The sequence below is a fragment of the Parasphingomonas frigoris genome (assembly GCF_036663815.1).
Lineage (GTDB): Bacteria > Pseudomonadota > Alphaproteobacteria > Sphingomonadales > Sphingomonadaceae > Sphingomonas.
Genome location: NZ_JAXOJQ010000005.1, coordinates 239,226 through 253,756, shown reverse-complemented (window position 1 = coordinate 253,756; position 14,531 = coordinate 239,226). Strand labels below are relative to the sequence as shown.

Sequence of the window (14,531 nt, the reverse complement as noted above, 5' to 3'; positions counted from 1 at the left end):
TGTCCCTTCATCTAAACCGACAATGTCAAAGAGCGCAAAATACCGACGCTAAGGAAATGCCCTTCTTTCAAAGAGCCCCTCGGCGCCGACAATTTGGTGACTGCAGAAGCGAACCGTCCGGTCCGTCGCTGCGGTGACACCCCTCTAGGTCCACGCCCTGATTCGGTCAAACCCTTTTTTGCACTTTTCTTTCAATCCCGCGTCAAACCCGCACAAATCCTCGGGTTTAGGCTCCTTAAAGGCTTTGCCGCTAAGAGCTGGGCCATGACCGTCGTCGCCGAAATTCCGAATCGCCCCGCCGAGTCGCTCTCGAACCAAGTGCGCAGCGCCGTGATCTGGCGCTCGGGCAGCCAGATCCTCGCGCAGATGGTGCAATGGGCGGCGACCTTCCTCGTCATCCGCATCCTCAACCCGCACGATTACGGGCTGTTCGCGATGACCGGTGTGGTGCTGGTGTTCCTCAACATGCTCAACGGCTACGGCCTGGCGAGCGGGCTGATCCAGAAGCCCGAGGTCACCACGCGCGACATCCGCCAACTGTTCGGCATGCTGCTGCTGCTCAACGGGGCGCTCGCCGCCGCACAGATCTTCCTGCTCGCCCCGGCTGCCGCGGCTTATTACCGCCAGCCGATCGTCGCGCACATGCTGCAGGTCCAGGCCCTGCTCTATTGCACCACGCCCTTCATCGCCTTGCCCTATGCGCTGCTCTCGCGGACGCTCGACTTCAAGCTGCAGGCGCGCGTCAACATCGTCGCGTCGATGGCGAGCGCCAGCGCAGCGCTCGGTGGAGCGCTCAGCGGGCTCGGCGTGTGGACATTGGTCTTTGCCCCGCTGGTGCTGTTCGGCGTCCGCGCGATCGGCATGACGATCGCCGCGAGGTCGCTGGTATGGCCGAGCTTCGACTTTCGCGGCGCAGGCACGCTCGCGCGCTATGGCGGGGTAATGGCGGTCGGCCAGCTCTTCTGGTTCGCGCAGAGCCAGGCCGACGTGTTCATCGCTGGGCGGCATTTCTCGCCGCATGAACTCGGCGTCTATACCGAGAGCCTGTTCCTCGCGCAGGTGTTCGTCTCCAAGTTCGTCCCGCCGCTCAACGAAGTCGCCTTCTCGGCTTATGCGCGGATCCAGCACGACCCCACCGCGGTCGCCACCGCGTTCAACCGCTCGGTGCGGATCATCATGCTCGCCGCGCTGCCCTTCTACTTCGGGCTTGCCGCGACTGCCGCGCCGCTGGTGCAGGCGGTGCTCGGCGACAAATGGAGCGAGACCGCGCCGGTCGTCCATCTGCTCGCGCTCGCCATGCCATTCATGACCTTGCAGGTGCTGCTGCAACCCGCCTGCGATGCCCGCGGGCGGCCCGGGATCGGCGTGCGCAACGGGGCGTTCGGGGCGGTCGTGCTCGGCAGCGGATTCCTGGTCGGCGTGCACTGGGGCGCGACCGGGCTCGCTACCGCGTGGATCGTCACCTATCCGATCTACCTCGCCTTCAGCCTGTGGCGCTCGCTCCCGGTGATCGGCACCACCGTGCGCAGCATCGCCGTGGCGATCGCTCCCGCGCTGTTCGCCGCGCTGGCGATGGCGCTGTGCGTGACCGCGGTCGACGCGCTGTTGCCACCGATGGGCGACTGGGCCGAGCTGGCGATTCTCGTCGCGACTGGCGCGTGCGTCTATGTCGGGTGGCTGCTGCTCTTCTCGCGCGCGGCGGTGCGCGAGCTCGTCGCGGTGGTGCGCAAGCAGCCGATCCCGGCCTGAGCGGTTAAGCCGACTGGATGTAGCTGCGCATCGCCTCGGCATCGGCCTCGATCTTGTCGATGCGATATTTGACGAGGTCGCCGATCGAGACGAATCCGATCACCCGGCCATCCTCGACCACCGGCAGATGGCGGATCCGTCGCCGCGTCATCAGCGACAGCGCGCCGATCACCGCTTCACTTGGCGCGACGGTGATCGGCGGCGCGGTCATCGTGTCGCCGACGCTGCGCCCCATCGCTTCGCCGCCATGCGCGGCGATCGCGTGGATCACGTCGCGTTCCGAGAAAATGCCGACGACGGCGCCGTCTTCCATCACCGGCACCGCGCCGACGCGGCGCGTGGCGAGCAAGGCGACCGCGTCGCCGACATTCTGGTCGGTGGTGATCGAGATCACCTCGCGCCCTTTGCTGCTAAGGATTGCCGCGATCGTCATTGGCTCTCTCCTGTCTGCGCTCGTCAGCCGAGTCTCTCAGGCGGGGGAGGATTTCACGTTTGCGGCGCGATGGGAAGCGGGCGTGGGTCAGTCGTCGCGGGCGATGCGATAGCCGAGGCTGCGCGTGGCGTTGGCGGGGAGGGTCAGCGCCCAGATAAGCTTGCCGTCCTTGCGCACGAGCTTTTCGCGCAGTCCCGACAGCCGCGACGCCGCGTCGGCATCGAACTGCGCCTCGAAGCGGACCGGATAGGGATTGGCGTTGCGCACCGTCACGACCTGATCGCGCCCACCGAGGCGGCCGTCCGGCCGCTCGAGGTCGACGCTGACCTGCGTCGCCGCGGCGACCTTGACCTCGACCTCCTCGCCGACCGCCTTGTCGGCGATCGCGCCTTCGCCGATCAGCAGCCGCGCCCCGCCGCGCGGCTGAAACAGCGCGACCGGACCGGCGGGGAGCGGGATGCCCAGTCCCTGCTCCTTGCGGTTGCGCGCGCGCAAGGTGAGCATCGGGGGTCCGACCGATCTGTCCGAGACCTGCGCGACATAGACGAGATCGACCGGCACGGCTTCGCGGTCGAGCAAGGCGACCTGCTTCTGCGCGAGCGCGGCGACGGTGGTGCGATCGGGGACGCGATAGAGTTTGAGGTCGCCAAGCTCCTCCTGTTTGACGAGGCGCGGCGCCCTCATCCGGCTGGCGGTGACGACGATGTCCATCGCTTCCGCCATCGGCGCGGGCGCAGGCGGTGGTGGCGGCGGCGGCGCCGACGGTGGCGGACGGACGAAGCAGCGGAGCTCCAGCGCTCCCCCCGCACCGGAGTGCGGATAAGGCGCGCGGTCCGCGCGCGAGAGCCGACCCGCGACGACCATCGTCTCGGCCTCGGCGAAGCTCGTCGTGTCGCTGCTGGCGAGCGTCACCCAGGCGAACAGATCGGCGCTCTGCCCGTCGGGACGCAACGTCGCGACATAGTTGGCCTGCCAGTCGAAGCCCCAGGCGAGATAAGACAGCGTCACGGTGACGGTCGCGGCGGCGGGCGAATCGAGCGCGACCGACAAGGTCGGCTTCGCCGACAGGCCCGGCGGCACGCGCTGATAGACCAACGCCTCGTCGGCGGGCCCGCAATTCGCCGCGACGAAGCCGTCGCGCGTCTGGAGGATCGCGGCGCCGTCGGGGCCCGAGCGGATGATCGCCGGCTCCTCCACCACCCGCTTCGCGATCGTCCGGCGGATCGTGACGGGACGGCCGAAGCTGTTGGCGTAGAGGCTGCGCGGCGACAGCAGGTCGGCATCGAGATTCTTCTCGCGCACGCCATTGGGAAGCCCGGTGACGATCGCGCTTTCGGGCAGGATGCCGGCCGCGACGCCCTCGAAGCGCAGCACCGATTGCCCGGCGGGGATCGTCACGCGGCGTTGCTCGGTGATTAACGCATAGCCTTGTAGCCAATTGCGGTCGATCGGCGCGTCGGCGGATCGGTCGGGTGCGCGATAGATCGTCACCGCGACGCGGTCGGGCGCGGGCGAGACGGTCTGCGCCGGGGCCGCACTCGCCACCGCTGCGGCGATCAGCACGCTCGGCCATCCCAGCGCGCGGGTCAGCGCGGGGCGCACGCGGCTCAGAACCGCGTGTCGAAGGTCGCGGTCACGGTGGCCGAGCCATTGGCCGGCACGCGCACCTGCCACACGGCTTCGTCGGCATTGATGCGCTCGCTCGGCTGGCTCTCGGCGATGACGCGCGTGTCGTGCCACCAGCTGTCGAGCCCGTCCTGCGCGACCTCGACGGTCGCCTCGCTCGCTCGCGCGTTGGTCAGCGTGTAGCGCATCGTCGTGCGCCAGCGCGTTTCGGAGATCTTCTCGCGCTTTTCGACCACCGGCAGCATCTTCACGTCGAACGCCTCGCCGGTCTTGAGCGCGAGCCGCGAGCCCATCGGCGTGTGCGGGATGCCGCTCTCGCCGATGAATTGCGGCGCACCGCGGGCATCGCGCATGTAGACGCGGACGGTGCCGGCGGGGAGCGCATCGCCGAGGCCGCCCTCGCGCGACGAACTGAACTTGAGCACGGTGTCGACGCTGCGCGCCTCGCTCTGCGTCGCGAGCCAGGCGTTGCGATAGAAATAGACCTTGGCAGCGGGTGTTCCGGCGACGTCGAGGAAGCTGACCTGCTTTGTCTGCGCATTGGCGATCGTGGTGCGGTTGGCGATCGGATAGAGGTAGAAGTCGCCGAGTTGCTCGCGATTGGCGGTCTCGGTGCCGGGCTGGTTGCCGCGCGGCGTGGCGGGGCGGCCATAGAAACGCGGGCGCTCCTGATTCTCGCTGCCGACCGATCCGGCGACGAGCAGCGTCCGGGCGGCGGTGAAGGTCGTGCCGCTGCTGTTGTTCAGGGTGATCCAGCCCTGCACGTCGAGCTTGCCGGCTTTCTCGTCGAACAAGGCGACATAATCGGCCTTCCAGCCGAGGCCGCGCGAGAGATAGGTCAGCGTCGCCGGGCGGGTGCCGGCGGCCTCGCTGTCGAGCGTGACCGACAACGTCGGGCGGGCGCGCAGGTTGGGCGGCAGCGTCGGGAAGATCACGCGACCGCTGCTGCCCTGCTGCAACACCTCGATGCGGTCGCCGATCTGGACGATCGTGCCGTCATTGTTGGCAAGGATGCGCGCCTGCTCGCGCGTCTCGACGCCGGTGGCGGGGTTGGTGCGCACCAGCGTGACGGTCTGGCCGACCGCCTTGTCCATCAGCTTTTCGGGCGAGAGCAGGTCGTAATCGAAATTCTGCTCGACGATGCCGGCGCCGGCGGTGGTCAGCGTGACCGTCTCGGGGCGGATCGCGGCGGAGACATCGGCGAATTCCTGGCGCGTGCGGCCGCGCGGCAAGGCGAGCTGGCGCGTGTCCTGGATCAGCGCGAGGTCGTTATTGTAGATGGTGACGGCGACATCGCCCTGCGCCGATTGCGGACCGACCGGCGCTTCGCCCGACGCGGGCGCGGGCAGGACTTGGGCATGCAACAGCGTAGGCGCGCACAGCATCGTCGTCGCCAGCCAGATCCGCATGTCAGCCCCTCCGTTATAGCTGGCGTAGGCTAGGGATATAACAGCGGCGTTACAATCGCTTCTCGGTTGCGCGCCGGCATCCACCAAACGACGAAGGGCCTCCCCGACGCTTGCCGGGGAGGCCCTTCTTCAGCCTGCAGTGCAGGCGTTTATTCGGCCGTGCTGCTCGCGCTTGCGGGCGGACGACCGCGGCGGCGGCGCGGCTTTTCGATCAGCTCGCCGTCACCGTCGACCTCGGGGGCGACGACCGCCGAGACCCTGAGCATCGGGGGCAGGCGATCGGCGGCGAAGCGGTCTTCCTCGAGACCGGCCTCGTCGAGCGCGCTCTCGACCACCGGCGCGACTTCGCGGCGCGGACGACCGCGACCGCGACGCGGTGGCTCGACCGGCGCTTCGACCGCGGCCGTCACCGGCGCTTCAGCCATAATCGACGTTTCGAGCGGCAACTGGTCGCTGCTGTCGGCCTGTTCGACGATGGGCGCCGGCGCGCGCGCGCTGCGGTCCTGCCGTTCGGCGCGCGGCTGGCGCTCGCTGCGGTCTTCGCGCGGCGCGTCGGCGTTGCGCTCGTAGCCGCCGCCCTCGTTGCCGTTGCCATTGCCATTCGCGCGGTTGCGCGGACGATCGTCATAGGCCTGGCCGTCGGCGCGCGATTCGCCATTCTGCTGGCCTGCATGCGGCGCGGTGCCGTTGTGCTGGCCGTTCTGCGCATAGCTGCGATTGCCATCCTGGCGGTTGCTGTCCTGACGATAGCCGTTCTGGCCGCCGCGCTGCTGATCGCCCCGGGGCTGGTCGCCACGCTGTTGATCGCCACGCTGTTGATCGCCACGCTGCTGATCGCCACGCTGCTGGTCGCCGCGCTGTTGATCGCCACGCTGCTGGTCGAACCGCGGCTGCTCGATCACGCGCTCGCCCTCGTCCTCGTAATCGGGCTCGTCCTCGTCGAGCGTCGCGCCCTGGATCCGCTTGGTCGAGACGGCACCGCCATTTTCCTCGAAGCGCGCACGCGTTTCGGCGAGCACGCGGAAATAGTGATCGGCGAACTGGAGATAATATTCGACGTTGACGCGGTCGCCCTGCATCTGCGCGTCGCGCGCGAGCGTCTTGTATTTCTCGAGCAACTGCGCGGCATTGCCGCGAGCGCGATTGTCGATGCGGTTACCGGTGTCCTGACGACCCGGATTGCCACCACCACCCGACGAGCGCTGCTGCTGCCCGCCACGGCCGCGACGGCGACCGGCCTGACGATTATTGATCAACGTTTTGTTGTCCTGTCCCTAGGCTCAAACTGAAACCAACCTGGTCGTGCTCCAGAAATATGGATGCAAATGCTCCCCGCGCGCGGGCCGCCGACCATCGGCGATGCGCACTTGCCAGCGTCGCCGGACGGGGCGACTGCAGGACGAAGGAAGCGGGCAACAGCCCATTTTCAACTTGTTGTGAAGAAAATGCGTGCCCCTGCGCAGTCCAATAGCGGGTCGCGACGCGATCGCCAAGCAGAATATTGTGGCTCTGTCGTCGCAAATCACGCCGGCACTGTCGCAACGAGCGTGCGTGGATGGCCGCCAAGATCGTGGTGCACGGCAACGCTGAAGCCCTCGGCGGCGAGCAAGGCGGTGACCGCCGCCGCCTGGGTCGCGCCGATCTCGAGGATCGCCGCCCCGCCCGGCGCAAGCAACGCGGCAAGCTGCGGCACGATCACGCGATAGTCGTCGAGCCCGTCGGCACCGGCGAACAACGCCATGCCCGGCTCATGGTCGCGCACCTCGGCGGGCAGCGGCTCGGCGGTGCCGATATAGGGCGGGTTGGCGAGGATCAGGTCGAACGCCGGCGCTATCCCCGCGGCCCAATCGCCGCGGCGGAACTGCGCGCGATCAGCCATGCCGAGCGCGGTCGCGTTGCGCGTCGCATAGGCCAGCGCGTCGGGCGATGCGTCGACGCCGAGGCCGGTCGCCGCACGCCATTGGTCGAGCGCGGCGAGCAGCAGCGTGCCGGGGCCGGTGCCGAGGTCGAGGATCCGCTGCGGCGCGACCTTGTCGAAATGCGCCACCGCAGCCTCGAGCAGCGTCTCGCTGTCGGCGCGCGGCACGAGCACGCCGGGCCCGACCGCGAGCTCGATCGTCCAGAAGGCGCGGGTGCCAGTGATGTAGGCGATCGGCTCGTGCGCGAGACGGCGTGCGAGCAGCGGGCCGAAGCTGTGCGGGGTGGGGGAATCGAGGCGGTTGAGGAGGAGTTGCTCGCGGGGGATGCCGAGCGCATGCGCCATGAGGAGCTCGGCGTCGAGGCGGGGGGTGGCGCTGACGTCGGCGAGGACGGCTGTCGCAGAGGCAAGCGCTGCCCGCACTCCCTCTCCCCTCCGGGGAGAGGGTCGGGGAGAGGGGCTGTCCCACGAACCGCCGTCGCTCACTGCCCCTCTCCCGCGCTTCGGCTTCGCCTCGCTTGCCCTCTCCCCAGAGGGGAGAGGGAGACAAAGTCACGCATCGAGTGCCGCCAGCCGTTCAGCCTCGTCCTGCGCGATCAAAGCCCCAACAAGCTCATCCATCTCACCCTGCAAGATCTCCGGCAGCCGGTGCAGCGTCAGGTTGATCCGATGATCGGTCACGCGCCCCTGCGGAAAATTGTACGTCCGGATCCGCTCCGAACGATCCCCCGACCCGACCATCGACTTCCGCGCCCCCGCCCGCTCCTGATGCAAGCGATCGCGCTCGGCCTCGTACAACCGCGTGCGCAACACGCGCATCGCCTTGGCCCGGTTCTTGTGCTGCGACTTCTCGTCCTGCTGAATGACGGTCAGCCCAGTCGGGATATGCACGATCCGCACCGCCGAATCGGTGGTGTTGACCGACTGCCCGCCCGGCCCCGACGAGCGGTAGACGTCGATCCGCAGATCCTTGTCGTCGATCTTGACGTCGACTTCCTCGGCCTCGGGGAGCACCGCGACGGTCGCTGCCGAGGTGTGGATGCGCCCCTGCGCCTCGGTCGCGGGGACGCGCTGGACGCGGTGGACGCCGCTTTCGAACTTCAGCTTGGCGAACACGCCCTTGCCCTCGACCGAGGCGATCGCTTCCTTGAAGCCGCCGCTTTCGGACGACGAGGCGGAGATCAGCTCGACCCGCCACCCCTGCGCTTCGGCATAGCGCTGATACATGCGGAACAGGTCGGCAGCGAACAGCGCCGCCTCGTCGCCACCGGTGCCGGCGCGAATCTCGAGCATCGCGGCGCGCTCGTCGGCGGCGTCGCGCGGCAGCAGCGACAGCGCGAGCGCGCGCTCGGCATCGGGCAGCGTATCGCGGATCGTCGCGATCTCCTCGCGCGCCATCAGCTTGATCTCGGGGTCGTTCTCCTCCTCCATCGTGGCGAGCACGTCGAGCTCGGCACGCAACCGCCGCACCTCGCCCGCCGCACGCGCGATCGGCTCGAGCTCGGCATAGTCCTTCGAGACCTGGACGAAGCGATCGGACGGAAGGTCGCCCGACGCCATCAGCGCCGACAATTCGTCGCGCCGCGCCTCGATCTGCAGGATGCGTTCGGGGGAGATCGAGGTCATGCTATGGCGTTGTAAATGGGATCAAGGATAGTTCTGAAGGTCTCAGAATTGAAAACCCCTTTATGACCGCGTTCGACAAGGCAGGCTTCGCCGTCTTTAAGCGCGAGGACCACGGTCCATGCCGGATTCATCTTCAGAGCCTTATCGTAGCGCTTTTTGGGACTACCGCTCACCACTGCCGCCGACGAATATCCAGCGCGACGCAATCCCGCCGTCATTTTGAAAGCGGCAAGTTCAAACTCGTCAGCTTCAGCTACAACGACAACGTCCGGCGTCTCGACCGCCGGTTCCTCGAGCAGCATCGCCAGCCGCTCGATGCCAGCCGCCCAGCCGACGCCCGGCGTCTCGGGCCCACCGAGCGAACCGATCAGACCGTCGTAGCGCCCGCCTGCCAGCACGGTGCCTTGCGCGCCCAACCGATCGGTGACGAATTCGAACGCGGTATGGCGATAGTAATCCAGCCCGCGCACCAGCCGCGCGTTGCGGGTCCACGCCACGCCCGCCGCATCGAGCCCTGCCGTCACCGCGTCGAAAAAGGCACGTGCCTCGGGCGTCAGATAGGCGTCGATATCGGGCGCGCTGTCGGCCACCGGGCGGTCGCGCGGGTCCTTCGAATCGAGGATACGCAGCGGATTCTTGTCGAGCCGCGCTAGGCTGTCCTCGCTCAGCACGTCGCGATGCGCCTCGAAATGCGCGACCAGCGCCGCACGCCACGCGTCGCGCGTCTCGGCGTCGCCGAGCGTGTTGAGTTGCAGCGTCACGCCATCGGCGATGCCGAGCTCGTGGAGCAACTGGTCGGCCAGCACGAGCAGTTCGACGTCGGCGGCGGGCTCGGCCGCGCCGATCACCTCGGCGTCGATCTGGTGGAACTGGCGGAAGCGCCCCTTTTGCGGGCGCTCGTAGCGAAACACCGGGCCGTGCGTCGCGATCTTGAGCGGCGCAAATTGCTGCCAGCCCTCGGTCAAATAGGCGCGCGCGATCCCGGCGGTGAATTCGGGGCGCAGCGTCAGCGAATCGCCGCCGCGATCCTCGAAGGTGTACATCTCCTTCGACACGACGTCGGTCGTCTCGCCGAGCGAGCGCGCGAACACAGCAGTGCTTTCGAATACGGGGATGTCGACGCGCTGGAAACAATAGAGCCGGCGGACGCGCTCGAACGTCTCGACGACGCGCGCGAAGCGACGCTGCTCCTCGCCGAAGATGTCCTGCGTGCCGCGGATGCGTTTTGGGGTTTCTATGCGGGCCATAAGGGTGCGTTCTCTATGCGAGCGTTGGGCCAAGCGCCAGATGGTTGTGTGAGGAAACCTTTCCCCGCCGTCCTCCCTCCCCTCTCTGGAAGGGAGGGTCGGCCCGCTTCCTCCCCTCCCTGGAAGGGAGGGGTTGGGGGTGGGTCGGCCTAGGGAGAGGGCCGACGCCGCCACGGGCCGACCCACCCCTCGATCCCCTCCCTTCCAGGCAGGGGAGGTGCGAGCCGCTTGACACGCCCTGCTCCCGCGCCGCAGCATCGGCGCAACGGGGGCGGCAACAGTTCCCTTTTCAGCATCCGCAGGATCTCACCCGGCTCGTTTCGGAAAGGTCGTCATGCGTCTGCTCACCATCTCCGTTTTCCTGCCCGCGAGCCCCCGCGCATGAGCGTCGTCGCCGCCTGGGCGCCTGCCATCCTCGCCATGCTCGCCGCCGGGCTGTTCGCCGGTTTTGCCGCCGGACTGTTCGGCATCGGCGGCGGCTTCGTCGTGGTTCCCGCGATGATCGCGCTGCTGCCGCTGCTCGGGGGCGCGAAGGGGGAATATACGCATGTCGCGATCGGCACGTCGTTCGCGACGATCGTCATCACCGCGCTCCGCTCGACGCTCAGCCACCATCGGCGCGGCGCGGTCGACTTCCAGATCCTGCGCGACTGGGCGCCGTGGATCATTCTCGGCGTCGGCATCGGCGTGCTGCTGGCGCAGCGGATGACCGGGCAGACGCTGACCTTCATCTTCGCCGGCGGGATCGTGCTCATGTCGATCAACTTCCTCGTGCCCCGGCTCGCCCGGCGGCAGGTCAGCGACACGATGCCGCGCGGCCTGCCGCGCGCGGCGATCGCCGGCGGGCTCGGGCTGTTCTCGTCGCTGCTCGGGATCGGCGGCGGGACGGTCGCGGTGATCGTGATGACGCTGTGCGGCCGCTCGATCCACAAGGCGATCGCCACCGCGAGCGGCTTCGGCTTCATCATCGCGGTGCCCGGCACGATCGGCTGGATCCTGATCGGGCTCGGCAAGCCGGGCCTGCCGGTCGGCTCGCTCGGTTATGTCAATGTGCTCGGCGCCGTCGTCATCACCTCGATGTCGATCCTCACCGCGCCGCTCGGCGTCGCCGCCGCGCATGCGCTGCCGCCCGAGCCGCTGAAGCGCGTGTTCGGCGGCTATCTGCTGTTCATCGCCGCCGTGATGGCCAATCGCGCGCTGCACATGTGACGAAAACGTTATGTTTGCGCGCGCATTTCGCCGCGCGCAAAAGCGCGGTAGCGTGCCGCCATGAGCCTGAACCTCGGCAATAAAGTCGCCCCACCCCGCTTCATCCTGTTTGCGACGCTGTTCGTGGTCGGGCTGTTCGTGGCCATCCCGCCGCTCGGCTGGGGCCGCGGGGCGATGGCGGCGTTCGACGTCGCCGCGGCAGTGTTCCTCGTCGCGATCTCGACCCTGCTGTTTCACGGCCAGGCGGACCGGATGCGCAAGGCGGCAACCGACAATGACGCCAACCGCGCCGGGCTGCTGATCCTCACCGCGGTGACGATGCTGATCATCCTGACGTCGGTCGCCAAGGAGTTGCAGGGCAAGACCAGCATCGCCGCGACGGTGCTGGTGATCTTCACGCTGGTGCTCGCCTGGCTGTTCTCGAACACGGTCTATGCGCTGCATTACGCGCATCTGTTCTACAGCGATTGCGACGATGACGGGAAGGATGCCGGCGGGCTCGATTTCCCGAAATGCGCCGAGCCCGATTATTGGGACTTCCTCTATTTCAGCTTCACGCTCGGCATGACCTTCCAGACCTCCGACGTCGAAATCTCGTCGCGCAAGATGCGGCGGGTCGCGCTCGGGCAGTGCCTGGCGGCGTTCGTGTTCAACATCGGCGTGCTCGCCTTCACGATCAACGTGCTCGGCAGCAGCAGCGGATCCTAGACTGGACGCCGCGCGCTTCAGCCGCTTAAACCACCGCCACAGCCGATCTTTTCCAGAAAGTCCTCCCGCATGGTCCGTCGTGTAGCGCTTACCGCCCTTTTGCTTGCCTCCGTCGCAGCCCCGGCGCTGGCCGAAAATTCGAAGCCCCAGCCGGTGCCGATCGTCGATACGATCCCGGCGGCCAAGGACATAGCCTTTCCCGGCACGATCAGCCTTGCGATCGACGCGACCGACACGACACGCGGCATCTTCACCACGCGCGAGACGATCAGCGGCGTGAGCGCAGGGCCTATGGTGCTGCTCTTCCCGAAGTGGCTGCCCGGCAACCATTCGCCGACCGGCCAGCTCGATAAACTCGCCGGGTTGCACATCCGCGCCGGCGGCAAGGAACTCGCATGGACGCGCGATCCGGTCGACGTCTATGCCTTCCACATCGACGTGCCGACCGGCGCCGACAGCCTCGACATCGACCTGCAATTCCTCTCGGCGACGGCGCCCGACCAGGGCTCGGTGGTGATGACGCCCGACATGCTGCGGCTCCAGTGGAACTCGATGAGCCTCTATCCGGCGGGCTATTTCACGCGGCAGATCCCGGTCAAGGCGGTGGTGACCTACCCCGCTGGCTTCACGGCCTCGTCGGGGCTGCCCTCGACCGCGAGCGGATCGACCTACACTTATGCGCCGACCAATTATGAAGTGCTGGTCGATTCGCCAGTGCTGGCGGGGCGCTACTGCAAGCAATGGCCGCTCTCGCCGCGCGTCAACCTCGACGTCTATGCCGACAGCGCGGCCGAGCTCGCCGCGACGCCCGAGCAAATTGCCGCGCACAAGAAGCTCGTCGAGCAGGCGGTCAAGGTTTACGGTGCACAGCATTACGACACCTACGAATTCCTGCTGTCGATCTCCGACGTAATGGGCGGGATCGGGCTCGAGCATCACCGCTCGTCGGAAGACGGCGTGAAGCTCGGCTATTTCACCAAGTGGAAGGACGGCCCGGGGTCGCGCAATTTGTTGCCGCATGAGTATAATCACAGCTGGGATGGCAAGTTCCGCCGTGGCGCCGACTTGTGGACCCCCGATTTCCGCATGCCGATGCGCGGCAGCCTGCTGTGGGTCTATGAGGGCCAGACGCAATTCTGGGGCTACGTCTTCCAGGCACGCTCGGGGCTGGTGTCGAAGCAGGACACACTCGACGGCTATGCCGCGATCATGGCCGAGCTCGACAACCGCCCGGCGCGTACCTGGCGCGACATGGTCGACACGACCAACGACCCGACGATCTCGCAGCGCCGCCCCAAGGGCTGGACCAGCTTCCAGCGCTCGGAGGATTATTACAACGAGGGCCTGCTGGTGTGGATGGAGGTCGATTCGATCCTGCGCCAGCAATCGCGCGGCAAGAAGTCGATCGACGATTTCGGCCGCGCCTTCTTCGGTCTCAACGACGGCGACTATGGCGAAGTCACCTACACGTTCGACGACGTGGTGAAGACGCTGAACACGATCCAGCCCTATGATTGGGCCGCCCTGCTCACCAAGCGCCTGACCGAGACCGGCGCCCCCGCCCCGCTCAAGGGCTTCGAGGCGAATGGCTACAAGCTCGTCTATACCGAGGAGCCGACGCTCGCCTTCAAGAATGGCGAAACGGCGCGCAAGAACACCAACCTCACCTTCTCGCTCGGCCTGACGGTCGACAAGGACGGCAAGCTGACCGGGGTCGGCTGGGATTCGCCGGCGTACAAGGCCGGGTTGACGATCGGCGACAGCATTGTCGCCGTCAACGGCACCGCCTTTTCCGACTCCGCGCTCAAGGGCGCGATCACCGCGGCGAAGGGCGGCACGGCGCCGATCGTGCTGCTGGTCAAGAGCAACGACCGGGTTGGTACCGTCAGCATCGACTATCACGGAGGCTTGCGCTATCCGCACCTCGCAAAGATCGGCACCGGGGAAAGCGGGCTCGACCGGCTGCTGGCCCCGCGGTGACAGGAACGCGTTAACGGTTTAGACAAGGCAAGGATTTTGCATGCGTATCGACATGATTCCCGTCGGCAAGGGGCCGCCGGATGACCTCAACGTGATCATCGAGGTCCCGACCGGCGGCGAGCCGGTCAAGTATGAGTTCGACAAGGCATCGGGCGCGCTGTTCGTCGACCGCATCCTGCACACGCCGATGCGCTACCCGGCGAATTACGGTTTCGTGCCGCACACGCTGTCGCCCGATGGCGATCCGCTCGACGCGCTCGTCGTCGCGCGTTCGCCCTTCATCCCGGGCTGCGTCGTGCGCGCGCGGCCGATCGCGGTGCTGAACCTCGAAGACGAGGCCGGCGGCGACGAGAAGCTCGTCTGCGTGCCGGTCGATTCGACCTTCCCTTACTATTCGAACGTCAACGAGCGTGGCGACATGCCCGAGATCGTGTTCGAGCAGATCGAACATTTCTTCACGCACTATAAGGACCTCGAGAAGAAGAAGTGGGTCCGCGTCGGCAAGTGGGGCGACCGCGAGGAAGCCCGCAAGGTCGTGATCGAGGCGATCGAACGCTACGACGCCGCCAAGGCCGCAGGCGACCCCGCGCCGGGCCTGGTCGCACAGGAAGACTGAGCCGCTTGAG

The 14,531-nt window shown here is 67.3% G+C and carries 12 protein-coding genes; 5 read left to right on the top strand and 7 right to left on the bottom strand.

Going from position 1 to position 14,531, the window contains the following annotated elements; genetic code table 11:
• Positions 1-264: 264 nt before the first annotated feature.
• Entirely contained in the window at positions 265-1,749 is a 1,485-nt protein-coding gene (locus tag U1872_RS17085) for a lipopolysaccharide biosynthesis protein (protein ID WP_332794117.1), read from the top strand.
• Between the two features lie 4 nt (positions 1,750-1,753).
• Here U1872_RS17085 and U1872_RS17080 read toward each other — a convergent pair whose 3' ends face one another.
• The 7 genes from U1872_RS17080 to hisS all read right to left on the bottom strand — a co-directional run bounded on the left by U1872_RS17080 (position 1,754) and on the right by hisS (position 10,008).
• Positions 1,754-2,182 carry a CBS domain-containing protein gene (locus tag U1872_RS17080; protein ID WP_332794116.1) on the bottom strand — a complete coding sequence of 143 codons (429 nt, stop codon included), beginning with the start codon at positions 2,180-2,182 and terminating at the stop codon, positions 1,754-1,756.
• An 87-nt stretch (positions 2,183-2,269) separates the two neighbouring features.
• Positions 2,270-3,856: a DUF4139 domain-containing protein gene (locus tag U1872_RS17075; RefSeq protein WP_332794115.1), complete on the bottom strand. Its 1,587-nt coding sequence runs from the start codon at positions 3,854-3,856 to the stop codon at positions 2,270-2,272.
• Positions 3,790-5,217 (bottom strand): DUF4139 domain-containing protein, encoded by a 1,428-nt coding sequence (locus U1872_RS17070; RefSeq protein ID WP_332794114.1) that lies wholly within the window; start codon positions 5,215-5,217, stop codon positions 3,790-3,792. The genes U1872_RS17075 and U1872_RS17070 overlap by 67 nt, the downstream gene beginning before the upstream one ends.
• A gap of 149 nt (positions 5,218-5,366) precedes the next feature.
• Positions 5,367-6,473, bottom strand: a complete 1,107-nt coding sequence (locus tag U1872_RS17065) for a DUF4167 domain-containing protein (protein WP_332794113.1) — start codon at positions 6,471-6,473, stop codon at positions 5,367-5,369.
• A gap of 266 nt (positions 6,474-6,739) precedes the next feature.
• Entirely contained in the window at positions 6,740-7,558 is an 819-nt protein-coding gene (gene prmC, locus U1872_RS17060; RefSeq protein WP_332794112.1) for a peptide chain release factor N(5)-glutamine methyltransferase, read from the bottom strand.
• 129 nt (positions 7,559-7,687) lie between these two features.
• The gene (gene prfA / locus U1872_RS17055; protein ID WP_332794111.1) at positions 7,688-8,761 is read right to left on the bottom strand and encodes a peptide chain release factor 1; all 1,074 of its coding nucleotides are present in this window, start codon (positions 8,759-8,761) and stop codon (positions 7,688-7,690) included.
• Entirely contained in the window at positions 8,758-10,008 is a 1,251-nt protein-coding gene (gene hisS, locus U1872_RS17050) for a histidine--tRNA ligase (RefSeq protein WP_332794110.1), read from the bottom strand. Before hisS ends, prfA begins: the two co-directional genes overlap by 4 nt.
• Before the next feature lie 381 nt (positions 10,009-10,389).
• On the opposite strand from hisS, the gene U1872_RS17045 reads away from it, so the two are divergent.
• The 4 genes from U1872_RS17045 to ppa all read left to right on the top strand — a co-directional run bounded on the left by U1872_RS17045 (position 10,390) and on the right by ppa (position 14,521).
• A complete protein-coding gene (locus U1872_RS17045) occupies positions 10,390-11,217 on the top strand; it encodes a sulfite exporter TauE/SafE family protein (protein WP_332794109.1) in 828 nt (275 codons plus the stop codon).
• Positions 11,218-11,277: 60 nt separating this feature from the next.
• Complete coding sequence (locus U1872_RS17040; RefSeq protein ID WP_332794108.1) at positions 11,278-11,925, top strand: DUF1345 domain-containing protein; 648 nt, start codon at positions 11,278-11,280, stop codon at positions 11,923-11,925.
• Positions 11,926-11,994: 69 nt separating this feature from the next.
• Positions 11,995-13,905 (top strand): M61 family metallopeptidase, encoded by a 1,911-nt coding sequence (locus U1872_RS17035; protein WP_332794107.1) that lies wholly within the window; start codon positions 11,995-11,997, stop codon positions 13,903-13,905.
• 40 nt (positions 13,906-13,945) lie between these two features.
• Positions 13,946-14,521 (top strand): inorganic diphosphatase, encoded by a 576-nt coding sequence (gene ppa / locus U1872_RS17030; RefSeq protein ID WP_332794106.1) that lies wholly within the window; start codon positions 13,946-13,948, stop codon positions 14,519-14,521.
• Positions 14,522-14,531: the final 10 nt, after the last annotated feature.